Here is a 24214-nt window from a genome sequence, read left to right as displayed (position 1 = left end):
CGGCGGTGAAACTTTTGCCGCCCTCATCCGTGATCCCGGGATTGAACGAAAGATGTGCAATGACCGTCATCTGCTGGTTTCGCCGTGTGCTGCGGCTGGACGACCACCCCGCGCTTGTCGCCGCCGCCCAGGAAGGGCCGGTCATTCCGTTGGTGATCCTAGACCCGCTCGAAGCGCGCGCCAATCCCGCGTCTGCCCAGCGGCAGGCCATGGCGCTGCCCGATCTGGACGCAAGCCTGCGCCGCCTGGGCAGCCGGCTGATCGTCCGGCGGGGCGATCCCGGTGCCGTGCTGGCGCAGGTGGTCCGCGACACCGGCGCGCGGGCGGTGCATACGACCCAGGGGATGCCCTTTGCCAGCGACGACGGCCTGGATCGGGCGGTGGAACAGGCTGGGACAAGGCTGCATCTGCACCCCCCGGCCGATCTGGTCCCGCGCGGCAGCGTGCTGACCGGCAGCGGCACCCGGTTCAAGGTGTTTACCCCCTTCTGGCGGGCATTGCGCAAATCGCATATCGCCGATCCCTTGCCGGTGCCGCGCCTGTCGGCACCCGACGCATGGCCCAACAGCGACGGCCTTGACTGGCCAGAAGCGCGCGCCGCGATGAACCGTGGCTGGGACGTGATGGCACGCCATGTCCGCGCAGGGGAAAGCGCGGCCCATGACCGGCTGGACGCGTTCCTGGAACGGGTGGATGCGCGTTATGCCGAACGGCGCGACATTCCTGCGGATGGCGACGCCACCTCCGGCCTGTCGGACGCTTTGGCGGTGGGCGAAATCAGCGCCCGGCGCTTGTGGCACAAGGCAATGAACGCACAGCACCACGGGCGCGGCGGGGTCGAGGATCTGTTGCGAGAACTGGCCTGGCGCGACTTTGCGCGAGAGTTGTTCGACGCCATGCCCGACATGGACCGGACCTGCTGGCGCCCGGAATGGAACGATTTTTCATGGCGCGGCGACAGTGATGAAGCTCAGGCCTGGCGTCAGGGCCGCACCGGCGTCGCCATGGTCGATGCCGGGATGCGGGAAATGTTCGCCATCGGGCGGATGCACAACCGCTTGCGGATGATTGCCGCAAGCTATCTGGTCAAGCATCTGATGACCGACTGGCGGATCGGGCTGGACTGGTTCGCCTGCTGCCTGACCGACTGGGACGCGGCCAGCAATGCGATGAACTGGCAATGGGTGGCGGGCTGCGGGCCGGATGCCTCGCCCTTTTTCCGGGTGTTCAACCCGGACACGCAGGCGGCGAAATTCGACGGCGCACGGCGCTATCGCGACACCTGGCTGGTCGCGGGGGGCGCGGGCGCGCGCGATTTCGCCGCCGCCGCGCCGCTGTCCTGGGGGGTGGATGCCCGCCCGGTGCCGCCCGCCGATCTGGACCGGGGCCGGCAGCGCGCCCTGGATGCCTATGCCGCGTTCCGGCGATAGGATGCGGCTGCGCGCCAGGCCAGCAGCAGGGCCGCAACACCTGCCAGGGCCAGGACCGGCAGATTGGCGGGCGACAGGTTCGCGGCAAGGATGCCGATCAAGGCCCACACCACGCCTGCCGGATAGGCCCATTCCCCGGGTCGCGCCGCCTGCACCGCCAGGGCCACAGCCGTGACGCCCACAAGGCACAGGATCGCCGCCGCCTGTTCCGACAGGATCCCGTATCCGCCCAGCACCATTCCGGCCGACACCCCCGTCGCCGCCGTCAGCCAGCCTGCATACAGCGCCACGGGCCGCACCTGCCAGACCGCGTCCTGCCGTCCGGCCCGCAGGAATGCGATCAGCGCAGGCACCAGCATCGCCACGATCAGCACGGTAGCGCCGATGGGGGTATGGTGCGCGGTCTCGATCCAGAAGGCGCCAAGGGCCAGGCTGACCAGCAGCGCGGGCCGCATCCCTTGCCAACCGGGATCTCCCGCCCGTTTCCAGGCACCGAAGCCTGCCCCTGCAACCAGCCAGGCAAAGATCAGCCCCCAGATGGAAAAGGCCCAGCCCGCAGGCTGGATCGGCGGATCGGCCTGCGGGATCGGGAACTGGTCGGGACGATAGCCGCCGAACCCGTTCGACAGCATGGGCGATACGGCAAAGGCGATGGCTGCCAGCAGGACAAGGACGGAAAGCATGGTTCGCATGGATGTGCCTCGATCACGGTTGCAGGCGTAACGCCGAACGGGCCCGGTCCAGATCCCCGGGCGTGTTGATGTTGAAGAAGGGATCCACCGGTTCCGCGTCCCACACCGCCCTGGCCGCGCCATGGATCATGGCAAAGCCGCGCACCCGCCGTTCGCCCCGCGCCAGATATCCGCGCAGGGCGTCCCGCAGCGCCGTGGGCCACAGGCCAAAGGTGGGATGGTCGTTTGTGTGGCCCTTGTTGTCGCGGCTGGCGGCCAGGACAATTCCGTCCCCGGCCCCCGTCAAACGAAGGACCAGATCCGTGGGAAAGAACGGCGTATCGCCCGCCACGCTGACAACCCGCCCTTCCCCCAGTCCCGCCGCCCAATCCATCCCTGCCAGGATCCCTGCCAGCGGGCCGGGGAAATCGGGCAGGCTGTCGGGCAGGACCGGCAGGTCGAAATCCCTGAACCGCGCCCCGCCGCCGTTCGCATTCAGCGCCAGGGGGCCGCATTGCGGGGCCAGGCGTTCCCTGATCCGCGCCAGCATGGGCCGGCCCCCCAGGTCCAGCAGGCATTTGTCGCCCCCGCCCATGCGGGTCGCGCGGCCTCCGGCAAGGATGATGGCGGGGGGATGGGTCATGGGGCAGTTGTGGCGCGGAGCGGCAAGGGTGGCAAGGGCACGCTTGCCACCCTCGGGCATGGGCCACCTGGTCAAAGGCAGGTCGCGCTGACTGGACGCAGTTCTTGACGGCGGCTATCACGGCCCCTTGACCCGCGCAGGAAATCGCGTCCTTCATCGGCCAAAGGTTCCCCATGAGACATGATCCCCTGCCCCCCTTTCAGACCGAGGCCAGCCTGCCCGGCCTGTCCTTTGCCGTCATGGACACCCTGATCCGGGCACAGGCCGCCGAACAGGGGCTGGATCTGCATAACGGGCATGGCCGGTCCACCTGGTGCAAGCTGCCGGATGGGGCCGAATTCGGCACCAAGATGGGGCCGACGGGCAGCATCCTTTTTGCCCGCGCACACACGCGCGACCGCCTGCAGGACGTGGTGGAATGCGTGGCCCATCAACTCGGGAAACACCTGCCCGGCCTGCAGCCCGCCTGGTCATCCCTGGACAAGCCGGGGGCGCATCCGCCCAATTTCAGCCTGGCGCGCGTGGCGGGCGTGACCCGCATCGCGCCCGATTTCCTGCGGCTGCGGCTGGAATGCGGCGATCTGGCCCGCTTTGCGCGCGACCTGATCCATTTCCGCCTGATCCTGCAACCCCAAGGCGCGCAGGCGCCCGCCTGGCCGGTGATCGGCGACGATGGCCGGACGGTTTGGCCGAAGGGGGCGGCAACCCTGCACCGTCCCGTCTATACCGTGCGCCACATCGACCCGGGTGCGGGATGGCTGGAAACCGACATCTTTGTCCATGAGGGCGGCCACGCCTGCGGCTTTGCGGCCCATGCGGTGCCGGGAACCGTAGTCGGGCTGACCGGCCCGGGCGGGGGCGGGATCGCGCAGGGTGACAGCCTTCTGATCGGCGGGGACGAAACGGCCTATCCCGCCCTTGCCCGCACCATCGAGGCCGCAGGCCCGGACACGACCGGCGAATGCCACCTGTTCGGGGCACGGGCCGATTACCCCCTGCCCGATCACCCCGGGATCCGCGTGATCCACGCCCCCGGCGGAGAGGCGGACCTTGCCCGTCGCCTGAGGCGCAAAGGCACCGATGCCCAACGGATCTGGCTTGCGACCGAGCGGTCCCGGCTGGAACCGCTGAAGGCCGCGATAAATGACCACGGGGGGACCGGGGCGCTGCGTGCTCATCTCGCAGCCTATTGGACGGCATGATACCCGCATCCGCCGCGCGTCAATAGTTGACAATTTTACATGGCTGTTCGATACCCGGCCCGAAGTCGCGGGTCGCCAAAGGCGTCCCGCCCCACGAACCGTCCGCCCTGGCGGATCCAGAAGTCCAAGGAACGCCATGAGCAACCTGCCGCTGTCCCGTCCTGGCGCAACCCTTGCCGTGGTGCTTGCCTGCCTGCTGGCACCCGTCGCCCATGCCCAGGATACGGCGCCCGCCCAGACCCAGGCGACGGAACAGCCCGCAGCCCCGGTTGCGCCAGATGCGCCAGTTGCGATCGAACCCGCCGCGCCATCGACGCCCGAACCTGCGGCACCTGCCGAAAGCACGGCAACGCCTGCCACCACTGCCCCCGAACCCGTGGCCGAGTTCCTGCCCCAATCCATGCAGGACGCGCTTGCCCCGATCCTGACGCCGCCTGCGCGCGATCCGAACCTGCCCCATGACCTGTCGCCGATGGGAATGTTCTGGGCGGCCGATATCGTGGTCAAGGCGGTGATGATCGGGCTGGCCATCGCATCCGTCATCACCTGGACGGTGCTGGTGGTGAAGGCCCTGGAACTGTGGGGCGCCAGCGCGAGCGCCCAGGGCGGCATCCGCCGCATCGAGCGGGCGGGCACCCTGGAGGCCGCCGTTGCCGCCAGCGGCAGCCGCCGCGACGCGGTGTCGCGCATGATCCGCCAGGCGGCCGATGAATACCGCCGGTCCCAGCCCGCCCTGGATGCTGCGGGCGATGGCGGCGTCAAGGAACGCGTCCAATCGCAACTGGAACGGATCGAGGCCGTCGCGGGCCGCCGCATGGGCCGGGGCACGGGCGTGCTGGCGACCATCGGATCAACCGCACCATTCGTGGGGCTGTTCGGCACGGTCTGGGGGATCATGAACAGCTTCATCGGCATTTCCGAATCGCAAACCACCAACCTGGCCGTGGTGGCCCCCGGCATCGCCGAGGCGCTTCTGGCGACCGCCATCGGCCTGGTCGCGGCCATTCCCGCCGTTGTCATCTATAACGTCTTTGCGCGCGGCATCACCGGATATCGCCTGCGTCTGGCCAATGCAGCCGCGGGCGTGCGCCAACTGGTCAGCCGCGACCTGGATTTCCGCAGCCTTACCCCCCCGAAGGAGGCATGATCCATGGCAGGCGGGATACGCGACAGCGGCGACGACCTGGTCGAGAACCACGAGATCAACGTCACCCCCTTTATCGACGTGATGCTAGTCCTGCTGATCATCTTCATGGTCGCCGCCCCCCTTGCGACAGTGGATGTGAACGTCGACCTGCCGGTCTCGAACGCCACGCCCGCGCGGCGCCCGGACCAGCCGGTCTATGTGACCGTGAAGCCGGACCTGACGCTGGCGCTCGACAACACGGACGTCGCGCCGGGCGGGCTGGCTGCGGCGCTTGCCGCCGCGACCCAGGGCGACCGCGAACAGCGCATCTTCCTGCGCGCCGACCGCGAGGTGGCCTATGGCGACCTGATGGGGGTGATGAACACCCTGCGCGACACCGGCTATCTGAAGATCGCGCTTGTGGGCCTTGAATCGACCACGGGGGCTGTTCCTGCGGCACCAGCCGCCCCGGAACCCGCGCAATGACCGGGCGCGCCGGCCGGGTGATCCGCGAGGGCGCGCTTTGGGGCGGCGCCTCGGTCCTGGTGGTGGCGCTGCATCTGGGCGGCGCGCTGTGGATCATGCGCCAGGCCGAGGCCGCTGCGCCCCCCGGCCTGCCGGAACCCGTTTTCGTCGATCTTGCCCCTGCCGAGGAGGTGGCCGAGGAACCCGTGGCCCCGGCCGAAGAACCTGTCGAAGAAGCGGTCGAGCCGGAACCCGAGGAGGTGGCCAAGCCTCTGAACCTGCCGCCGCTGTCGGAACTGGAACCGCTGGACGATATGGCCGAACTGTTCCCGCCCGCGCCCCCCGAACTGGAAACCCCGCCCGAGGTGGTGCTGAACACCTCCGCCCGACCGCAACGCCGGCCCCAGCGTGAACCCGAACAGCAACGCCAGCCCGAACCCAGGCGGGCGGAACGGCGCGAACCGGAACCGCAGCGCCAGGCAGAGCCGCGCCGCCGGGAACAAGCCGCGCCGCAACAACAGCAGGCCCGGCGTGCCGACCAAGGCGCGGGCGGCAGCGGCGTGGCTGGCCCGAGCCCCCAACAAAAGGCCAGCCTGATGTCGCAATGGGGCGGCCAGATCCGGTCCTGCATCAGCCGCCGCGCATCGGCCCCGCGCGGGGTGCGCGAAGGCGGACGGGTGACGCTGAACCTGTCGGTGTCGCGCAGCGGGTCGATCCAGGGGGTTGGCATTGCCGGATCCTCGGGCAACGGCGCCCTGGACGAGGCGGCGGTCAGGGCCGCGCAGCGTGCAGGCCGCTGTCCCCGCGCGCCGGCCCAACTGACCGATGCCAGCTACAGTTTCCAACTGCCGATCAACCTGCAAGTTCGATGACAAAGGCGGGGGGCTGTCTGCCCCCCATCTCCTTTGGAGATTCCCCCCGAGGATATTTGGCCAAGGCAAAGATCAGGGCGTCAGCCGAAAACCTGCGGCTGGTCCACGCGCAGGCGGGCGATGATCCCCTCGATCCGGCTCAGGTGCTGGCGGATGGCGGTAACGGCGGCTTCGGCATCGCGGCGGCGCAGCGAATCCAGGATCCGGCGGTGTTCGGCGAATGCCGTTTCGGCGCCATAGGACAGCGACAGGTAGCGTGCGCGGTCCATGTGACCCTTGTTGTCCTTGACCAGGGTCCAGACGAATTCCAGCCCGGCGAAGGTGCAGATGTCGTGATGGAACTGGTCGTCCAGCGCATGGAAGCGCGCCGTGTCCTTGGCCTGGATTTCACGGGCTTGCAGCTTGATCAGCCGGTCCAGCCTGTCGAACTGATCGTTCGTCAGCCGATCCACGGCGACGCGCATGCAGGATTCCTCCAACGCGGCGCGGATGAAATAGGCCTGTAGGACGGCTTCTTCCGAAATCGGCGTCACAATGGTCGCGCGCTGCGGCCGGATCTCGATGAAGCCCAGTTGCGACAGCCGGTAAAAGGCATCGCGCACCGGCTGGCGGGACACGCCCATCTGGGCCGCCACCTCGGCCTCGGACAGCTTGGCGCCGGGCGGCAAGGTCAGGTTCACCACCCGGTCATAAAGCAGATCAAAGATCTGGTCCGTGACCGAGCGTGTCCGCCCGCCGTCCAGCACCGGCAGATCGATCATGGACAGTCCCCGCGATGACGCCATTTGAACACCCCGATTGACCATTCTTGAAAACTAGCATATTAGATGGGTAGCTGCAAAACAAGCACGACTCGCGGGGGAGGACGGATGGGCTTGCTGGACGACGATCGGCTGTTCCCGCCAGAAGGGCGAGCGAGGGGCCTGGCCCGTGACCTTTATGCCGGGATCCGCGACCTGCCCATCGTAAGCCCGCACGGCCACACCGATCCCCGCTGGTTTGCCGAGGACCGGCCCTTTCCCGACCCTGCCCAACTGTTCGTCACCCCCGACCATTACGTCTTTCGGATGCTGTGTTCGCAGGGCGTTTCGCTGACCGATCTGGGCGTGCCGCGTGTCGATGGCGGCGCAACCGAGACCGACGGGCGCAAGATCTGGCGGCTGTTCGCGCAGAACTATCACCTGCTGCGCGGAACCCCTTCGCGGATGTGGCTGGACCACAGCTTTCAGAACGTCTTCGGCATGGATCGCCGCCTGACGGCAGAAACCGCCGATTGGTATTACGATCATATTGCCGACTGCCTTGCCCGTCCCGAATTTCGCCCCCGCGCGCTGTTCGACCGCTTCAATATCGAGGTGATCGCCACAACCGAGGCCGCGACCGACGACCTGCATTGGCACCGCATGATCCGAGATTCAGGTTGGCACGGCCGCGTCATCACCGCCTATCGGCCCGATGGCGTGGTGGATCCGGACATGGCGGGATTTGCCGACAACGTGGCGCTGCTGGGGCAGCAGACGGGCTTCGACACGGCCACCTGGGATGGATACCTGGACGCGCATCGGGCGCGGCGAGCGTTCTTCAAGGATCATGGCGCAACCTCCAGCGATCACGGCCACCCGACAGCCCGGACCGAGGATCTGCCCCGGGCCGATGCGGCCGCCCTGTTCCAGAAGGCCCTGCGCGGCACCTGCACCGCCGACGAGGCGGACGCATTTCGCGGCCATATGCTGACCGAAATGGCGCGGATGAGCGGAGAGGACGGCCTTGTCCTGCAAATCCATCCCGGCGCGCGGCGCAACCACTCGGACCCGGTGATGGCGATCCATGGCCGCGACAAGGGTTTCGACATTCCCGGCCGCACGGATTACGTGGCCGCGCTGCGCCCGCTGCTGAACGCGGTGGGGATGCGTCCCGACCTGACGGTGATCCTGTTCACGCTGGACGAGACCGCCTATTCCCGCGAACTGGCTCCCTTGGCGGGCGTTTATCCCTGCCTGCGGCTTGGCCCGCCCTGGTGGTTCCACGACAGCCCCGAGGGGATGCGCAGGTTCCGCGAAATGACAACGGAAACCGCCGGTTTTTATAACACCGTGGGCTTCAACGACGACACCCGCGCCTTTTGCTCGATCCCCGCGCGCCATGATGTCGCGCGCCGGGTGGATTGCGCCTTTCTTGCCACCCTGGTCGCCACCGGACGCCTTGCCGAGGACGAGGCGCCCGATCTTGCGCACCAGTTGACCTATGGCCTCGTCAAGAAGGCCTACAAACTCTGAGCTTCACCAACGGGAGGATACCATGAAGTTCGTCAAGACCACCTTTGCCGGATTGCTGATCTCGGCCGCGTTTGTCGGCGGGGCCGCTGCGGCGGATTGCGAAATCACCCTGCGCTCGTCCGACACCCATCCCGACGGTTATCCGACCGTCGAGGGGGTCAAGGCCATGGCAGCCGAGGTCAAGGAAAAGACCGAAGGCCGCATCTGCATCGAGGTCTTCCCCTCGTCCCAGCTGGGCGAGGAAAAGGACACGATCGAGCAAACCCAGTTCGGCGTCATCGACATGGTGCGCGCATCCTTCGGGTCGTTCAACGACATCGTGCCGGTCACCCAGACGCTGTCGCTGCCCTATCTGTTCACCTCGCCCGAACACCAGCACGCGGTGATGGACGGCCCCATCGGCGAGGAAATCGCCAAGGCCTTCGAGGAAAAGGACTTGATCGCGCTTGCCTATTACGATGGCGGCGCGCGCAATTTCTATAACTCGGAAAAGCCGATCCGGTCTGTGGAAGACCTCAAGGGCATGAAGTTCCGCGTCATGCAGAACGACGTCTTCGTGGACATGATGTCCGCGCTTGGCGCCAACGCCACGCCGATGCCCTATGGCGAGGTCTATTCCTCGATCCAGACGGGCGTCATCGACGGGGCGGAAAACAACTTCCCGTCCTATGACAGTTCGGGTCACGCCGAGGTCGCCAAATACTTCACGCTGGACCAGCACCTGATGGTGCCGGAACTGGTCGCGGTGTCCAAGTCCTCGTGGGAAAAGCTGTCGCCCGAGGACCAGGACATCATGCGCACGGCGGCCAAGAATTCTGCCACCGTTCAGCGCCAGCTTTGGGCCGAACAGGAAAAGGCCAGCGAGGAAAAGGTTGTCGCGGCCGGCGCCGAGGTCATCAAGGACGTGGACAAGACCGCCTTCATCGAGGCGATGGCCCCCGTCTATGAAAAATACGTGACCACGCCCGAGGCACAGGATCTGGTCAAGCGCATCCAGGAAACCTCCGAAGCAGCGCAGTAACCCATGCAGCCCGCGGCGTCCTGGCCGCGGGCTTTCCTCTTTTCCCGCAATCGAAAGGTGGCGCCATGTCTGGCAGCATCGCCGCGTTGTCGCGTCTCAATTCCCGGCTTTCCGTGGCCTGCCTGTGGCTGGCCGGAACCGGGCTTGTGGCGATGACGGTCATCGTCTTCGCGCAGGTCTGGTTCCGCTATGTCCTGAACGACAGCCTGTTGTGGGTCGAACCGGTGGCGATCCTGCTGATGAGCTGGTTCATCTTCCTGGGATCCGCCGTGGGTGTCCATGAAGGCTTCCACATGGGGTTCGAGGTGCTGTTGTTCTTCGTTCCCCAAAAATTGGCCGCCGCCCTGCGGGTCGTGTCCGACCTGGCGGTCCTGGCCTTCAGCGTCGGCATGACGGTCTATGGCTGGCAACTGATGGCAAAGACCTGGGAATCGTCGGTCCCGGTGGTCGGGCTGCCGGGCGGGTTCACCTATATGCCGCTGTTCGCGGGCGGCGTCCTGATGACGCTGTTTATGCTGGAACATCTGTTGAACCGGCTGTCGGGCAAGCACGTCGATGCCGAACCCGATGCCGAAGACATTCTGATGACCGAGGTGTAAGACGATGGAATACCTGATCCTGTTCGGCGTCTTTACGCTTTTGATGCTGATCGGCACGCCGATCGCCTTTTGCCTGGGCATTTCCAGCCTTGCGACGATCCTGTATCTGGACCTGCCGCCGGTGGTCGTGTTCCAGCGGCTTTCCGCAGGGATTTCGGTCTTTACGCTGATGGCCATCCCGTTCTTCATCTTCGCGGGCGACCTGATGGTCAGGGGCGGCATCGCCGCGCGCATCGTGGCATTCGCCGGATCGCTGATCGGCCATGTCCGGGGCGGGCTGGGCCAAGTCAACATCGCCGCGTCCACCCTGTTCGGCGGCATCTCGGGTTCGGCGGTGGCCGAGGCCGCGGCGGTCGGCGGCATCATGATCCCGCAGATGAAGGCGCGCGGATACGGCGCGGACTATGCGGTCAACGTGACCTCGATGGCGGCGCTGATCGCGCTGCTTCTTCCGCCCAGCCACAACATGATCATCTATTCCATCTCGGGCGGGGGGCGGATCTCCATCGCCGACCTGTTCACGGCGGGCATCATCCCCGGCCTGCTGCTGGCGGGTGCGCTGTCCGTGACCGCCTATCTGGTGGCCCGCAAGCGCGGCTATCCGACCGAGCCGTTCCCCGGCTTTGCCCGCGTCGGATATTATCTGGTGCAGTCGCTGCCCGGGATGTTGCTGATCGCCATCATCTTCGGCGGCGTGCGGTCGGGCGTCTTTACCGCCACTGAAAGCTCGTGCATCGCAGTGATCTATGCGCTGCTGGTGACGATGCTGGTTTATCGCAGCATGTCCTGGATGGACTTTGTCCATGCCACCCAGCAGGCGGTGCGCACCACGGCGATGGTTCTGCTGATCATCGGCATGGCGGGCGCCTTCGGCTGGCTGATGGCCTATCTGCACGTGGCGCAGATATCGCTGGACTGGATGCAGTCGGTGTCCGACAACCCGCTGGTGATCCTGCTGATGATCAACATCGTGCTGCTGGTGCTGGGCACCTTTATGGACATGTCGCCGCTGATCATCATCACCACGCCGATCTTCCTGCCGGTGGTGGCGGCCTTTGGTGTCGATCCCGTGCATTTCGGCGTCATCATGATCCTGAACCTGGGCATCGGGCTGAACACCCCGCCGCTTGGCCCGGTCCAGTTCGTCGCCGCCGCCGTGGCCCGCATTTCCATCTGGGAGGCGATGCGCAGCGTTTGGCCCTTTTATGGCGCGGGCCTGATCGTTCTGCTGATGGTCACATATATACCCGCCCTGTCGCTGTGGCTGCCGGGGGTGTTCAAATGAGCGACCCTGTCCGCACCGTCCTGGCCCATTCCCCCGACCTGATGGTTGTTCGCTTTGCCTTCGAGGCGGGCGACCAGGGGGCGCTGCATTCCCATCACCATGTTCAATCGACCTATGTGCAATCGGGCCGCTATCGCTTTTCGGTCGATGCCCGCGAGTTCGAGGTCGGGCCGGGCGATGCTTTCGTGATCCCCTCGAACGCGGTGCATGGCTGCACCTGCCTGGAAGGGGGCCTGCTGATCGACAGCTTCACCCCCCGCCGCGACGATTTTCTGTGAAAGGCCATACCATGACCATCCATGTCGAAATCCGCCATGCGATCCATCCCGACCATGCCAAGCGCATGGACACGGCGGACCTGCGCCAGCATTTCCTGGCCGAGGGGCTGTTTGCAACGGCGGAAATCCGGCTGGTCTATACCCATTACGACCGCTTTGTCGTGGGTGGCGCGGTCCCGGACGGCGCCGACCTGACCTTGGACCAGATCGCGGAAACCAAGACCGCCACATTCCTGGAACGCCGCGAGATGGGCATCGTCAATATCGGAGAGGCCGGGTCCGTCACGGCGGCGGGCCAGACATGGGAGATGAAGAACGGCGACGTGTTGTATCTGGGCATGGGATCGGGCGCCGTCACCTTCAGCGGCAAGGGGCGGTTCTACATCACCTCCTGTCCCGCGCATCGGCAACTGCCCTGCCGCCTGATCACGGTCGATGAGGCCAAGGAAATGAAGACCGGCTCGGTCGAGACCTCGAACAAGCGCACCATCCGCCAGTTCATCCACCCGCTGGTCATGGAAAGCTGCCAGCTTGTGCTGGGCTATACCACGCTGGAAGACGGCTCGGTCTGGAACACCATCCCGTCCCATGTCCATGACCGCCGGATGGAGGCATACCTGTATCACGGCATGGCGCCTGAATCGCGCGTGCTGCACCTGATGGGAGAGCCGCAGGAAACCCGGCACCTGTTCGTGGCCAATGAACAGGCGGTGATCTCGCCATCCTGGTCGATCCATTCGGGCGCGGGCATCGGCGGCTATACCTTCATCTGGGCCATGGCGGGCGACAACGTGGATTACACCGACATGGACTTCGTCCAGCCGGGTGATCTGCGGTGAACGCCTTTTCGCTGGACGGCCAGGTGGCGCTTGTCACCGGCGCCAATACGGGCATCGGGCAGGCGATCGCGGTTGCAATGGCGCAGGCCGGGGCCGAGGTGATCGCCGCAGGCCGCCGCGACTGCGACGAGACGCTGGCGCTGATGGGCCAGGTTTCTGAAAAGACGGGGCGCGGGCTGCGGCTGGATTTCAGCGATCCGATGGCCGCGCGCGATGTCTTTGCCGGGGAACGCATCGACATCCTGGTCAACAACGCGGGCATCATCCGCCGCGCCGATGCGGTGGATTTCAGCGAAGCCGACTGGGACGAGGTAATGGACACGAACCTCAAGGCGTTGTTCTTCACCTGCCAGGCCTTTGCGCGCGCCGCCCTGCCGCGCGGGCGGGGCAAGATCGTCAACATCGCCAGCCTGCTGTCCTTCCAGGGCGGAATCCGGGTGCCGTCCTATACGGCCAGCAAGCACGGCGTGGCGGGCCTGACCAAGCTGATGGCGAACGAATGGGCCGCAAGGGGTCTCAACGTCAATGCCATCGCGCCGGGCTATATCGAGACGAACAACACGACCGCGCTGCGCGCCGACCCCGACCGCAACCGCGCGATCCTGGACCGCATCCCCGCAGGCCGCTGGGGCCGTGCCGAGGATATCGGCCAGACCGCCGTGTTCCTGTCCGCGCCCGCGTCCGATTACATCAACGGCGCGGTCCTGAACGTCGATGGAGGCTGGCTTGCACGATAGGCTTTACTGCGACCCCACCACGACGGGGGGCATCGTCCACCTGGGCCTCGGCGCCTTTTTCCGTGCCCACGGCGCAGTTTATATGGCCGAGGCCGGGGGCTGGGGCATTACCGGCGTCTCGCTGCAATCGCCCGGCACCCGTGACAAGCTGCGCCCGCAGGGCTGGGCCTATACCGCGCTTGAACTGGCACCCGATGGCGAAAAGCCGCAGGTGGTCACGGTGCTGCGCAACGTGCTGGTCGCGCCCGAGGATCCCCAGGCCGTCCTGGACGTGATGGCCGCGCCCGACACGCATATCGTCAGCCTTACGGTGACGGAAAAGGGCTATTGCCACGAACCTTCGACAGGCCGCCTGAACCGCGACCATCCCGACATCCGGCATGACCTGGCAAACCCGCTGCCCAGGTCCGCGCCGGGCTTCCTTGTGCGCGCCCTGGCCCTGCGCCGGGCCGCGGGCCTGCCGCCCTTCACGGTGCTGTGCTGCGACAACCTGCCGGAAAATGGCCGGGTCGTGCAGGGCGTGGTGGGGGATCTGGCCGGCCTGATCGACCCCGCGCTTGCGGACTGGATCGAGGCGCAGGGCGCCTTCCCCTCCACGATGGTTGACCGCATTGTTCCCGCCACGACCCCCACGGACCTGGACCGGCTGGAGGCTGCGAGCGGATACCGCGACGAAGCGCCGGTGATGCACGAGCCTTTCCGCCAATGGGTGGTCGAGGACCGGTTCTGCGGCCCCCGTCCGGCGTTCGAAACCGTTGGCGCGCAGATGGTCGCCGATGTCACGCATTACGAGCATATGAAGCTGCGGATGCTGAACGGCACGCATTCCAGCCTCGCCTATCTGGGCTATCTGGCGGGGCATGAAACCATTGCCGACACGATGGCCGATCCGGTCTTTGCCGATTTCGTGCGTGGGCTTTGGCATGATGAGATCATTCCTGCCCTGACACCCCCGCCGGGCGAGGATCTGGCCGCCTATGCCGATGCGCTGGCCGCGCGATACGCCAACCCCGCGATCCGGCACCGGACCTGGCAGATCGCCATGGACGGCACCCAGAAGCTGCCGCAGCGCATCCTGGGCACCATTGCGGAAAGCCGCGCTGCGGGCCGCGCCGTGCCGGGCCTGACCTTGGCCGTGGCCGCCTGGATGCGCTATACCTCGGGGCGCGATGAAAAGGGCCAGCCGATCGAGGTGAAGGATCCGCTGTCCACGCGCCTTGCCGCGCTGTGGCGCGACGATCCCGCGCAGACGGTGGCGGGGTTCTTGGACCTGGCCGAGGTCTTTCCCCCCGCGCTGCGCGACGATGCGGGCTTTGCGGCCGATCTGTCGGCGGCGCTGTCGGGGCTGGTGCGCGACGGTGCGCGGGCCACGGCGGCAGATCGGGTTTCAGCCTGACGATACTGCTTTTTGCCGACAGCAAGGACCGGCGAAGGCGAAAGCCTTCGCCGTTGTTGTTCTAGGCCGGTTCCGCCACGGCCTGCAGCACCAAGGCGCCGCGATGGCGGATCACCTTGCGGCTGAGGTCGTGGCCCGCCGCAATGGCGCCCGCGCAATCCGCGCCCGACAGGCTGGCCGCCAGATAGCCCGCATTGAAGCTGTCGCCCGCCGCCGTGCTGTCCACGGGCGTTTCTTGCAGCAGATCGTCGATGGTGCCCGATCCCCCGGCACCGCCAAAGCTGATCGGCCCGCCGCCGTTCTTGACCACCACCTGCCCCGCCCCAAGCGCCAGATAGCGCGTGACGGTTGCCTGCGGGTCGGCATCGCCGAAATGGCTGGCCTCGTCGTCGAAGGATGGCAGGACCAGATCGGCGCCCGCTGCCGCCTCGCTGATGCGCTGCCGCATCGTGTCGGCGTCAGGCCACAGGCGCGGACGCAGGTTCGGGTCGAAAACCACCCGCGTCCCCGCCGTCCTTGCGCGCACAAGCGACGCCAGCAGGTTCGCGCGGCCTTCCGGCGGCAGGATCGCCACGGTGATGCCCGAGAAATAGGCGACATCCGCGCCGTCAAGCGCCGCATCCAGGGCTGCCGGATCATCCGCCAGCCGCTTGGCCGCCGATGTGTCGCGCCAATAGGCGAAGCTGCGTTCGCCATCCGCCAGGCTGATCGCATAAAGCCCGATTTCCCGGTCGGGGTCGCGCCCGACATGGGTGGTGCCGATCCCCTCGGCCGCCAGGAAATCCAGCATCTGCTGTGAAAACGCGCCCGCACCCACGCGCGACAGGTAATCGACCTGCCAGTCGGCGCCCAGCAACCGGCGCAGATACCAGGCGGTGTTCAGCGTATCGCCGGCGATGCCCAGCCGCCACAGGCCGGGCTGGTCCGACTGGCCCAGTTCGACCATCGCCTCGCCAATGGACAGGATGCGCATCATGCGGCCCGGTAGTTGCGCGACAAGGCCAGTTCCACGCCGCGCAGTTCCGCCAAGCCTTTCAGCCGCCCGATGGCCGGATAGCCCGGCTGGCCGCCCCGCCCGATGTCGTCCAGGATGTCCTGCCCATGGTCGGGGCGCATGGGGATGCGCCAGTCCTCGCGACCCGCTGCCCGCCTGCGGGCTTCCTCGGCCAGCACCGCATCGATCAGGTCCACCATGTCGGTCTGGCCGGTCAGATGTTCATCCTCGAAGAAGCTGGCGGGGATGGTGTCGCTGTCGCGGCGGACATTGCGCAGGTGCAGGAAATGCACCCGATCGCCCAGGCGGCGCATCATGCCGGGCAGGTCGTTGTCATGCCGCGCCCCCAGGGATCCGGAACACAGCGTGATGCCGTTCGCAGGCAAATCCACCGCCGCCATGCGTTCGGCGTAATCGGCCTCGGTGGACATGACGCGGGGCAGGCCCAGCAGCGCAAAGGGCGGATCGTCCGGGTGGCAGCACAGCCGCATCCCCAGATCCTGCGCGACCGGCGCCACCTGTTCCAGGAAATCGTTGAAGTTGCGGCGCAGCACCGCATCCGTCACCGGAGCATAGGTTTGCAGAAGGTCGCGCACATCGCCCATGGTCAGATGCTCGGCCGCGCCGGGCAGGCCAAAGACCACGTTCCCGGCAAGCTGCTGGCGGGCCGCGTCGTCCATGTCGGCAAAGCGGCGGGCGGCGGCATCGCGGATGTCCTCGGGGAAGTCCTCGGCCGCGCCGGGACGTTCCAGGATATGGATGTCAAAGGCGGCAAAGTCGGTCAGGTCGAACCTCATGCAGCGGGCGCCGTTGGGGCGTCGCCATTCTAGGTCGGTCCGCGTCCAGTCCAGCACCGGCATGAAGTTATAGCAGATCACCCGGATCCCCGCCGCGTGCAGGTTCCGCATGGATTGGGTCCAGTTCTGCACATGGCCCCGCCAATCGCCGGTCTGGGTTTTGATCGCCTCGCTGACGGGCAGGCTTTCCACCACCTCCCACGCAAGGCCGGACGGGCTGCCATCGCGCATCGCGGCCAACTGGGCTTGGCGCAGCGCGATCTGTTCGGGCGACCAGACCTCGCCCGTGGGAACATGGTGCAGCGCCGTGACGACGCCTTGCACCCCTGCCTGCATCATGTCGTCGATCGACACGCGGTCGTTCGGGCCGAACCAGCGCCAGGTTTGTCGCATCCGGGATTCCTTTCAGTCGGTGAAATAGTCGGGCTGGGCCGCGGCCATCTGCGGCACCTCGGTCAGCATCTGGCGCAGATGGATCCGCATGGCGGTTTCCGCCGCATCCGGGTCGCCCTTTCGCAGCGCATCTAGGATTTGCTGGTGCTGGCCGATGGTAAAGCCCCGGTCGAAGACGCGCATCGACAAATGCCGCAACCGGTTCATCTGCGCCTTGAGCCGGTCAAGGTCGGCCCAGACGGCCTCTTGCCCCGCAGCCAGGGCCAGCAGGCGGTGGAAGCGGTCGTCAGATTCGATGAAATCCTCGACCGATGCGGTCTGGTCGGCGCGGTGCTGGCGGGCGATCTCGTCCACCATGCGGTCCAGGATGTCGGCGGGCCGGGCCTTGGCCACGGCGCGGGCCAGATCGGCCTCGACCGCTTCGCGGATGAAGCGGGCGGACAGGACCGACGCAACCGAGATCTTGCTGATATAAGTGCCGCGCTGTGGCCGGACCTCGGCCAAGCCTTCGCTTGCCAGGCGGATAAAGGCCTCGCGGACAGGCTGGCGGCTGAGGCCGATGGCGGCCGCGACCTCGGTTTCGCTGATGCGCATCCCGGGGGGCAGATCCCCTTGCTGGACACGCTTGCGCAGCCAGTCATGGACTTGGGCCGAGGTGCTGGGAGCGATGGTGATCCGGGCGATGTCCATGGAAGCCTCCTCGAGCATTATTATGCCATACTTCCATACAAGTAAAGGGCGTTTACTGGCCGGTTGCCTGTCGGTCCCCTTGCAACGCAAAGGAATTGAACCCCTCCTCCGTAACTGGGGCAGATTTCCGGGCAACTTGGTTCAAGCTGGCCGAACGGCAACGAGCTCTGGAAGCAACGGGATACAGTCAGTGAGCCCTTTGACACCGAGCCGATCACCCAGATAGGTGAAGAAGGAGATGCCGAGCTTGCGGCAGGTTTTCATGAGGCCGAACATGACGTTGCAAGGTTGGCGGCCATCGGCGCTCATTGTGCCGTCCGAGATCCGGCGCTTGGTCACGCAAGCGCGCAGGTCGTTTTCGGAAGCATTGGTGTGGAGCGGGATCTCGGGCCGCTCCAGCACCTTCAGCAGTTCGCCCTTTCGCCTGTGCAGGCGAGTGAGCAACTGACCCAGCTCCTTGTAACGGGTTCGTTGCCCGAAGATCTCGTCGAAGCGTTGAGCGAAAGTGGGCCCGTCCGTCACGGATGGCTTTTGCTTCCAGAGCCTCAGGTCACGGTAGAGGCCCCAGACCTGGTCTCGGACCTTGTCCACCTTGCGGGTCTGTTCGGGTGTCTTCGGCATCAGCTTTTGCAACAGCCGCTCTGCATGAACCCAGCACAGGGCATGATTGGGGATGCGGAACTGTCCGGCATCGTCGGACACGACCACCGTGTTGCCCATCATCCCGTGATGGCGCACCGCGCCCCAGAGGGCTGCCTCGCTGAACTCGCGCACCAGGGTGCGGTCGAAGACGTCAAGGCGCAGCCTCACCAGGTGATCGTACCACGCCATCTGCGAGGCAAATGCGGTCTTGGGATGAGCGGCAAGCCGGGTGATGACATCCGGTGCCACCTTTCGGTAGCGCATGTAATCCAAGGCCGCGTCGTTGATGACATAGTCCTCGCATCCGGCCCGCAGCAGAGACAGGAAGTTCAGCCGTGACTTCGAGCGGCCCGTGCGGAACACGCTGAAGCGCGTGCCGCCGATCTGCGTGGTGATGCCATCATGGTGAGCATGACGAGCACCGGTGTCATCCACGCTGATAAAGGAGGCGGTGGCGAGGCCCGCAGGATCGCCTGATCCTCCGCCACAAACCCATCCAGATCGGAGGTCAGGATGCGCACCACCTGGCGCTTGGAGATCTTCATGCCAATGCCGTTCAGGATCGCGGTCAGCCGCTCTGTCGTCACCGAGATATGGGCATGAAGCACGAGACAGAACCGCCGCAGGTTGGCGCCAAAGCCGCCGAGCAGTCCTTCCGGCAAGGGCGCAATGATTGTCTTGCCTTCCGAGGTCAGCCAGCGTTCGCGCCGATAGCGGACAAGCTCGGCCGAGATTACCAGTTCGCGGACCAAGCAAGTTTCATAGCCCTTGAAGCGCGATCCTGCTGGCGCCTCGGCCGTCAGCACCTCTTCGCGGCTGACACGATCCGTGTCTCGCTTGGGGCCCCTTGGCCGACGTTTCCCGCTTGGCTTGCCGGGTTCGCGGTTCGTCGCCTTTTCCATCCCGGAGGGTTTGAACGGCGGCTGGGGCGGCAGGTTCTTCAAGCGCGCGATCTCATCGCGCAGATCCTGGTTCTCGGCCTGCAAAGCAGCACGAGCCATTTCGGTCTTTTCAAGCTGGTCTCCTAAATCGGCCACCTGTGCCTCAAGGCTGCCAAGCCGCTGCGACAGATCACCAACGAGCCGGCGCAAGGCGTCGGGAGGCAGCGTCTCAGATCCATCGTCCGAAGGCGAGCTCATGCCCTATGGAATCAGACATCTGCCACAGGCGCAACGATCATGCCCGGAAATCTGCCCCAGTTACCTCCCCCCCTACGGAGTCGTGGGGGCTTCAGAAGGCATTGCCGGGGTCTCGGTCGCCTCGGGGGCAGGTGCCGGACCGCTTTCCACCAGCCGGTTCTGGTTCCATTCGCCTGACGCCACCTCTCCGCTGGCATAGCGCATCACGCCTTGGCCCTGGCGCTTGCCCGCCACGAAATATCCTTCATAGCGGTCTCCGCTGGCATAGGTCGCGACGCCCTGGCCGTCGATTTCCCCGGCCTTCCAGCCGCCTTCATAAACAAAGCCGTCGGGCGTGGTCAGCTTGCCCGGGCCTTCACGCAACCCGTTGACGAAGCCGCCGGTATAGACCGTGCCGTCGGCATAGGTGGCCTGGCCTTCGCCGTGGCGCTGGCCGTCTGCCCAAGCGCCGGTGTAAACATAACCATCGGGATAGGTCATGCGCCCTTGGCCATGGTTGCGGGCGTTCCTGAAACCACCCTCATAGACCATGCCATTGGCATAGGTGGCCTTGCCCTCGCCCTCGATCACGCCTTGGGACCACTGGCCTTCATAGGTCGCGCCGTCGGGATAGGTGATCTTGCCCCGGCCATCGGGGCGGTCGGCCTTCATCTGCCCCTGGTAGATCGAACCATCGGGATAGGTGATCCGGCCCTGCCCCTCCATCCGGCCTTCCACCCACTGGCCGGCATAAACATAGCCGTCGATGCCGGTAAAGGTGCCCTGCCCGTGGCGCCGGTCGGATTTGAAGGCGCCGTCATAAACATCGCCATTGGCATAGGTGGCAACCCCCTGGCCTTCCCGCCTGCCGTTCAGCATCTGGCCCTCGTAGCGGTCGCCCGATCCCTGGACCAGGACGCCGGTGCCGGACATCTGCCCGGCCGACCAGATGCCGTCATACACCAGCCCGTCGGCCATGGTCAGCCGGCCCTTGCCCGCCCGCTGCCCGGCCAGCATCCCGCCTTCATAGACCGCGCCGTCGGGATAGGTGATCTTGCCCTGACCTTCCTTGACGCCCGCATTCCAGTCGCCTTCATAGCGATAGCCGTTGGACTGGGTCAGCACGCCGCGGCCCTGGTGCAGGCCCTTGACGAAATCACCGACATAGACCGACCCGTTGGCATAGCGCGCCTCGCCCTTGCCGGTGATCTCTCCGGCGACCCAGTCGCCCTGATAGGTGCCGCCATCGGCATAGGTGATGGTGCCCGTGCCGTTGGGCTTGCCTTCGGCGAACTGGCCTTCATAGACCGAACCGTTGGGAAAGGTGGCACGGCCCTGGCCCAGGATCTCGCCCTCGACCCAGTCGCCTTCATAGCGATAGCCGTTGGGCAACTGATAGCTGCCCTGGCCGTGCTGGCGGCCGTTGCGGAAGGTGCCTTCATAAACGCCGCCGTCGTCGTATTGCTTGGTGACGACCTGCGCGTCCGCTGCCGCAGACCCCGCCAACAGCGCCACGACCGCCGCCCAACTTGCCGCCTTCATCGCCACAATGCCCTTTGTCTTTTGCCCATGGTCTAGCGCAGTGGAACCCCCGGCGCAAAGCCCGACTTTTCCTTATGCGCACCATCGCCTATCACGATTCCCACAAGGACCAGGGGCAAAGCACCATGACGAACCGTTTCCGCCTGACCATCGGCCAGCTGAACCCCACCGTGGGCGACCTGCCGGGCAACGCCGCCAAGGCCCGCGAGGCCTGGGCCGCCGCGAAGGAGGCAGGGGCCGACATGCTGGCCCTGCCCGAGATGTTCATCACCGGATACCAGACCCAGGATCTGGTGCTGAAGCCCGCCTTCACCCGCCAGGCCGAGGACGCGATCCGAACCCTGGGCGCGGCCTGCACCGGCGGTCCCGCCATCGGCATCGGCGGACCCTGGGCCGACCGCGACATGCTCTACAACGCCTATTGGGTCTTCAAGGACGGCGAACTGGTGGCCCGCGTGCTGAAGCACCGCCTGCCCCACAAGCAGTTGTTCGACGAGTTGCGCCTGTTCGACAGCGGACCGATCAGCGGTCCTTATCCGGTGGCGGGCGCGCGCATCGGATCGCCCATCTGCGAGGACGGCTGGGCCCCCGACGTGGCGGAAACCCTGGCCGAGACGGGGGCCGAGATCCTGGTGGTGCCCAACGGCTCGCCCTATCACAGGAACAAGCTGGACCTGCGCATGGGCCATATGGTCGCCCGCGTCGTCGAAACCGGGCTGCCGCTGGTTTACGTCAACATGGTCGGCGGACAGGACGACCAGTTGTATGACGGCGCAAGCTTCGTGCTGAATCCCGGCGGCCACAAGGTCGTGCAGCTTCCCCCCTTCCAAGAGATGCTGGCCCATGTCGATTTCACCCTGACGGGCGACGGCTGGCGGGCCGAACCGGGCGAAATGGCCCCCCAGCCCGACGAATGGGAACAGGATTACATGGCGATGATGCTGGGCCTGCGCGAATACATGCGCAAGTCGGGCTTTTCCAGGGTGGTGCTGGGCCTGTCCGGGGGGATCGATTCCGCGCTTGTGGCGACCATCGCCGCCGACGCCGTCGGGCCGGAAAACGTCCATTGCGTGATGCTGCCCAGCGAATATACGTCCCAGACCAGCCTGGACGACGCGGCCGATTGCGCGGCCCGTCTTGGAACCCGGCTGGACACGGTCCGCATCGACGGTGCCCGCGACGCGGTGTCCGACGCCCTGGCCCATCTGATGGAAGGCACGCAACCTGACATTACCGAGGAAAACATCCAGTCCCGCCTGCGCGGGGTGATGCTGATGGCCATTTCCAACAAGTTCGGGGGAATGCTGCTGACCACCGGCAACAAGTCCGAGGTGGGCGTGGGCTATGCAACGATCTATGGCGACATGGCGGGCGGATACAATCCGATCAAGGATCTGTACAAGACCCGCGTGTTCCAGACCTGCCGCTGGCGCAACGCCAACCATCGCGACTGGATGATGGGACCGGCGGGCGAAGTGATCCCGCCCCGGATCATCACGAAGCCGCCTTCGGCGGAACTGCGTCCCGATCAGGTGGACCAGGATTCCCTGCCCCCTTATGAAATCCTGGACGCGATCCTGGAAGGGCTTGTCGAAAAGGATCTGTCGCTGGCCGATCTGGTCGATCAGGGCTTTGACGCGGATACGGTGCGCAACGTGGAACGTCTGCTGTATGGCAGCGAATGGAAGCGGTATCAGGCCGCGCCGGGGCCGAGGATTTCGACCCGCGCCTTCTGGCTGGACCGCCGTTATCCCTTGGTGAACCGCTGGCGGGACAAGCTGTAGGGGCGTGTCCCGCGGCAGGCGTCACCCCAGCAATTCGCGCGCGGCCATGTCGATAAAGGCTTCCTGGTTGCGCCCGACATTATGAAGAAAGACCGTATCCGCGCCCAGGCCGGAAAGCGCCTGCAGGTCGGCGCGGTGCAGCCCCGGATCGGCCGAGACGCGCACTGACCGGCCGATCCGGTCGGGGCCGACGAACTGCCCCAGAAGGTCGAAATCGGACGGGCGGCGGATGTCCCAGTTGATCTCGCCTCCGATCGCGACCGGCGCCCACTGGTCCAGGGCGTTGGCCATGGCCTGATCGGGCGTTTCGGCCCAGGACATGGTGTGCTGGATATGGACGGGCTTGCCCTCTCCGCCGCCGTCGCGGAACGCGGCGATCACCTTGGCCACCTTGTCGGGATCGCCGCCCAGGGTCAGCAGCCCTTCGGCCCAGCCGCCCAGGTAACGCGCCGTCTCGGGCGTCGCGGCGGCGCCGAACAGGGGCGGCGGCGCATCGGGCAACGACCACAACCGCCCCTCGACCACGGTGATGCGGCCGCGATGGGTCACGGTTTCGCCCCGCAGCAGGGCGTGCATCACGTCAAAGCATTCCCGCAGGCGGGCATTGCGTTCGGGCTTATCAGGCCAGGCCATGCCCGTCATCGCCTCGTTCAGCGCCTCGCCCGTGCCCAGGGCCACCCAGAACCGGCCCGGGAACATCTGCCCCAGCGTTGCTACCGCCTGGGCCATCACGGCCGGGTGATAGCGGTATCCCGGCGCGGAAATGTTGCCGAAGGGAACCGTGGTTGCCGCCATCGCCGCCCCCAGCCAGACCCAGGCATGGCCGGACTGGCCCTGACGCGCGCTCCAGGGCTGGATATGGTCTGAACACTTGATCGCGGCAAAGCCCGCCGCCTCGGCCCGGACCGCAAGGTCGCGCAAGGTGCGCGGGTCGAACTGTTCGTGAGAAGCGTGGTATCCGATGCGCGTCATGGCAGATCCCGTCATCCGTCCCAGTGCAAGCCCCCGACCCGGCGGGAAGTTCCCGCGCGGAACAATTCCCGCATCTGGCGGCTTGCGCTGTGGCACGAAAAGGGACGGGCATGGCCGAGACGGGCGAGTGATGGAAGAACGCGGTCATCTATGGCGTGGACGTGGAACGCTTTTGCGACGGCAACGGCGACGGGATCGGCGATTTCGCGGGGCTGACGGACAGGCTGGACCACCTCGCCCGGTTGGGCGTGACCTGCATCTGGCTGCGGCCCTTCCATCCCGCGACCAACCGCGACAACGGCTATGACATCACCGATTACCTGCAGGTCAATCCGCGATACGGCACCTTCGACGACTTCCTGGCCTTTGTGACCGGCGCCGGGGCGCGCGGCATCCGCGTGATCCTGGATCTGGTGGCGCAGCACACCTCGGACCGGCATCC

Annotated in this window: 24 protein-coding genes and 1 pseudogene; 15 read left to right on the top strand and 10 right to left on the bottom strand. The window is 66.2% G+C overall.

From position 1 onward, the window contains the following. The first annotated feature begins 59 nt into the window (after nt 1-59). The gene (locus LZ585_RS01770) at nt 60-1430 is read left to right on the top strand and encodes a cryptochrome/photolyase family protein (protein WP_234854759.1); all 1371 of its coding nucleotides are present in this window, start codon (nt 60-62) and stop codon (nt 1428-1430) included. Here the strand turns inward: LZ585_RS01770 and LZ585_RS01765 are convergent. Continuing rightward, nucleotides 1409-2122: a tryptophan-rich sensory protein gene (locus tag LZ585_RS01765; RefSeq protein WP_234854758.1), complete on the bottom strand. Its 714-nt coding sequence runs from the start codon at nt 2120-2122 to the stop codon at nt 1409-1411. The two genes, LZ585_RS01770 and LZ585_RS01765, sit on opposite strands and share 22 nt — an antisense overlap. Before the next feature lie 13 nt (nt 2123-2135). After that, on the bottom strand, nt 2136-2744 hold the full coding sequence (gene mobA, locus LZ585_RS01760; RefSeq protein WP_234854757.1) for a molybdenum cofactor guanylyltransferase MobA: 609 nt from the start codon (nt 2742-2744) through the stop codon (nt 2136-2138). Nucleotides 2745-2917: 173 nt separating this feature from the next. Here mobA and LZ585_RS01755 point away from each other — a divergent pair, with 173 nt between their 5' ends. From LZ585_RS01755 to LZ585_RS01740, 4 genes are all read left to right on the top strand, one after another. Beyond that, nucleotides 2918-3946: a siderophore-interacting protein gene (locus LZ585_RS01755; RefSeq protein WP_234854756.1), complete on the top strand. Its 1029-nt coding sequence runs from the start codon at nt 2918-2920 to the stop codon at nt 3944-3946. Nucleotides 3947-4082: 136 nt separating this feature from the next. Continuing rightward, a complete protein-coding gene (exbB, locus tag LZ585_RS01750; protein WP_315857626.1) occupies nt 4083-5093 on the top strand; it encodes a tonB-system energizer ExbB in 1011 nt (336 codons plus the stop codon). 3 nt (nt 5094-5096) lie between these two features. Continuing rightward, nucleotides 5097-5558: a TonB system transport protein ExbD gene (gene exbD, locus LZ585_RS01745; RefSeq protein ID WP_234854755.1), complete on the top strand. Its 462-nt coding sequence runs from the start codon at nt 5097-5099 to the stop codon at nt 5556-5558. Next, nucleotides 5555-6409 (top strand): cell envelope integrity protein TolA, encoded by an 855-nt coding sequence (locus tag LZ585_RS01740; protein WP_234854754.1) that lies wholly within the window; start codon nt 5555-5557, stop codon nt 6407-6409. The genes exbD and LZ585_RS01740 overlap by 4 nt, the downstream gene beginning before the upstream one ends. An 80-nt stretch (nt 6410-6489) precedes the next feature. Here LZ585_RS01740 and LZ585_RS01735 read toward each other — a convergent pair whose 3' ends face one another. After that, nucleotides 6490-7170 carry a GntR family transcriptional regulator gene (locus LZ585_RS01735; protein ID WP_234854753.1) on the bottom strand — a complete coding sequence of 227 codons (681 nt, stop codon included), beginning with the start codon at nt 7168-7170 and terminating at the stop codon, nt 6490-6492. Between the two features lie 108 nt (nt 7171-7278). Between LZ585_RS01735 and uxaC the strand changes: the two genes are divergently transcribed. The 8 genes from uxaC to LZ585_RS01695 all read left to right on the top strand — a co-directional run bounded on the left by uxaC (nt 7279) and on the right by LZ585_RS01695 (nt 14840). Continuing rightward, nucleotides 7279-8685 carry a glucuronate isomerase gene (uxaC, locus tag LZ585_RS01730; RefSeq protein ID WP_234854752.1) on the top strand — a complete coding sequence of 469 codons (1407 nt, stop codon included), beginning with the start codon at nt 7279-7281 and terminating at the stop codon, nt 8683-8685. Between the two features lie 22 nt (nt 8686-8707). Continuing rightward, entirely contained in the window at nt 8708-9706 is a 999-nt protein-coding gene (locus LZ585_RS01725; RefSeq protein ID WP_234854751.1) for a TRAP transporter substrate-binding protein, read from the top strand. A 65-nt stretch (nt 9707-9771) separates the two neighbouring features. After that, nucleotides 9772-10305 carry a TRAP transporter small permease gene (locus LZ585_RS01720; protein ID WP_234854750.1) on the top strand — a complete coding sequence of 178 codons (534 nt, stop codon included), beginning with the start codon at nt 9772-9774 and terminating at the stop codon, nt 10303-10305. Between the two features lie 4 nt (nt 10306-10309). Further along, nucleotides 10310-11590 (top strand): TRAP transporter large permease, encoded by a 1281-nt coding sequence (locus tag LZ585_RS01715; RefSeq protein ID WP_234854749.1) that lies wholly within the window; start codon nt 10310-10312, stop codon nt 11588-11590. Beyond that, on the top strand, nt 11587-11868 hold the full coding sequence (locus LZ585_RS01710) for a cupin domain-containing protein (RefSeq protein WP_234854748.1): 282 nt from the start codon (nt 11587-11589) through the stop codon (nt 11866-11868). Before LZ585_RS01715 ends, LZ585_RS01710 begins: the two co-directional genes overlap by 4 nt. Before the next feature lie 11 nt (nt 11869-11879). Continuing rightward, a complete protein-coding gene (kduI, locus tag LZ585_RS01705) occupies nt 11880-12707 on the top strand; it encodes a 5-dehydro-4-deoxy-D-glucuronate isomerase (protein ID WP_234854747.1) in 828 nt (275 codons plus the stop codon). Then, complete coding sequence (gene kduD / locus LZ585_RS01700; protein ID WP_234854746.1) at nt 12704-13444, top strand: 2-dehydro-3-deoxy-D-gluconate 5-dehydrogenase KduD; 741 nt, start codon at nt 12704-12706, stop codon at nt 13442-13444. The genes kduI and kduD overlap by 4 nt, the downstream gene beginning before the upstream one ends. Beyond that, a complete protein-coding gene (locus LZ585_RS01695; protein ID WP_234854745.1) occupies nt 13422-14840 on the top strand; it encodes a mannitol dehydrogenase family protein in 1419 nt (472 codons plus the stop codon). Before kduD ends, LZ585_RS01695 begins: the two co-directional genes overlap by 23 nt. Nucleotides 14841-14901: 61 nt before the next feature. On the opposite strand, the gene LZ585_RS01690 is transcribed toward LZ585_RS01695, so the two are convergent. The 6 genes from LZ585_RS01690 to LZ585_RS01665 all read right to left on the bottom strand — a co-directional run bounded on the left by LZ585_RS01690 (nt 14902) and on the right by LZ585_RS01665 (nt 21016). Then, entirely contained in the window at nt 14902-15816 is a 915-nt protein-coding gene (locus tag LZ585_RS01690) for a sugar kinase (RefSeq protein ID WP_234854744.1), read from the bottom strand. Then, nucleotides 15813-17024 carry a mannonate dehydratase gene (uxuA, locus tag LZ585_RS01685; RefSeq protein WP_234854743.1) on the bottom strand — a complete coding sequence of 404 codons (1212 nt, stop codon included), beginning with the start codon at nt 17022-17024 and terminating at the stop codon, nt 15813-15815. The genes LZ585_RS01690 and uxuA overlap by 4 nt, the downstream gene beginning before the upstream one ends. 12 nt (nt 17025-17036) lie before the next feature. Next, the gene (locus LZ585_RS01680; protein ID WP_234854742.1) at nt 17037-17714 is read right to left on the bottom strand and encodes a GntR family transcriptional regulator; all 678 of its coding nucleotides are present in this window, start codon (nt 17712-17714) and stop codon (nt 17037-17039) included. Nucleotides 17715-17855: 141 nt separating this feature from the next. Beyond that, complete coding sequence (locus LZ585_RS01675) at nt 17856-18791, bottom strand: IS66 family transposase (RefSeq protein ID WP_234854741.1); 936 nt, start codon at nt 18789-18791, stop codon at nt 17856-17858. Then, nucleotides 18686-19447, bottom strand: a complete 762-nt coding sequence (locus LZ585_RS01670) for an FtsB/FtsL family cell division protein (protein ID WP_234854740.1) — start codon at nt 19445-19447, stop codon at nt 18686-18688. The genes LZ585_RS01675 and LZ585_RS01670 overlap by 106 nt, the downstream gene beginning before the upstream one ends. A 120-nt stretch (nt 19448-19567) precedes the next feature. Beyond that, the gene (locus tag LZ585_RS01665; RefSeq protein WP_234854739.1) at nt 19568-21016 is read right to left on the bottom strand and encodes an MORN repeat-containing protein; all 1449 of its coding nucleotides are present in this window, start codon (nt 21014-21016) and stop codon (nt 19568-19570) included. Between the two features lie 125 nt (nt 21017-21141). Here LZ585_RS01665 and LZ585_RS01660 point away from each other — a divergent pair, with 125 nt between their 5' ends. Beyond that, nucleotides 21142-22800 carry an NAD+ synthase gene (locus LZ585_RS01660; protein WP_234855711.1) on the top strand — a complete coding sequence of 553 codons (1659 nt, stop codon included), beginning with the start codon at nt 21142-21144 and terminating at the stop codon, nt 22798-22800. Between the two features lie 21 nt (nt 22801-22821). Here the strand turns inward: LZ585_RS01660 and LZ585_RS01655 are convergent, their stop codons facing one another. Beyond that, nucleotides 22822-23772, bottom strand: coding sequence for a TIGR03885 family FMN-dependent LLM class oxidoreductase (locus LZ585_RS01655; protein WP_234854738.1), 951 nt, complete (start codon nt 23770-23772; stop codon nt 22822-22824). Between the two features lie 155 nt (nt 23773-23927). Between LZ585_RS01655 and LZ585_RS14925 the strand changes: the two are divergent. After that, nucleotides 23928-24176, top strand: a pseudogene (locus tag LZ585_RS14925) (alpha-amylase family glycosyl hydrolase); the annotation flags it as partial. Between the last annotated feature and the right edge of the window lie 38 nt (nt 24177-24214).

The sequence above is a fragment of the Paracoccus everestensis genome, from assembly GCF_021491915.1.
Classification (GTDB): Bacteria; Pseudomonadota; Alphaproteobacteria; order Rhodobacterales; family Rhodobacteraceae; genus Paracoccus; species Paracoccus everestensis.
Note: the sequence above shows the minus strand (reverse complement) of the source record. Positions and strands in the feature narration are given on the sequence as shown.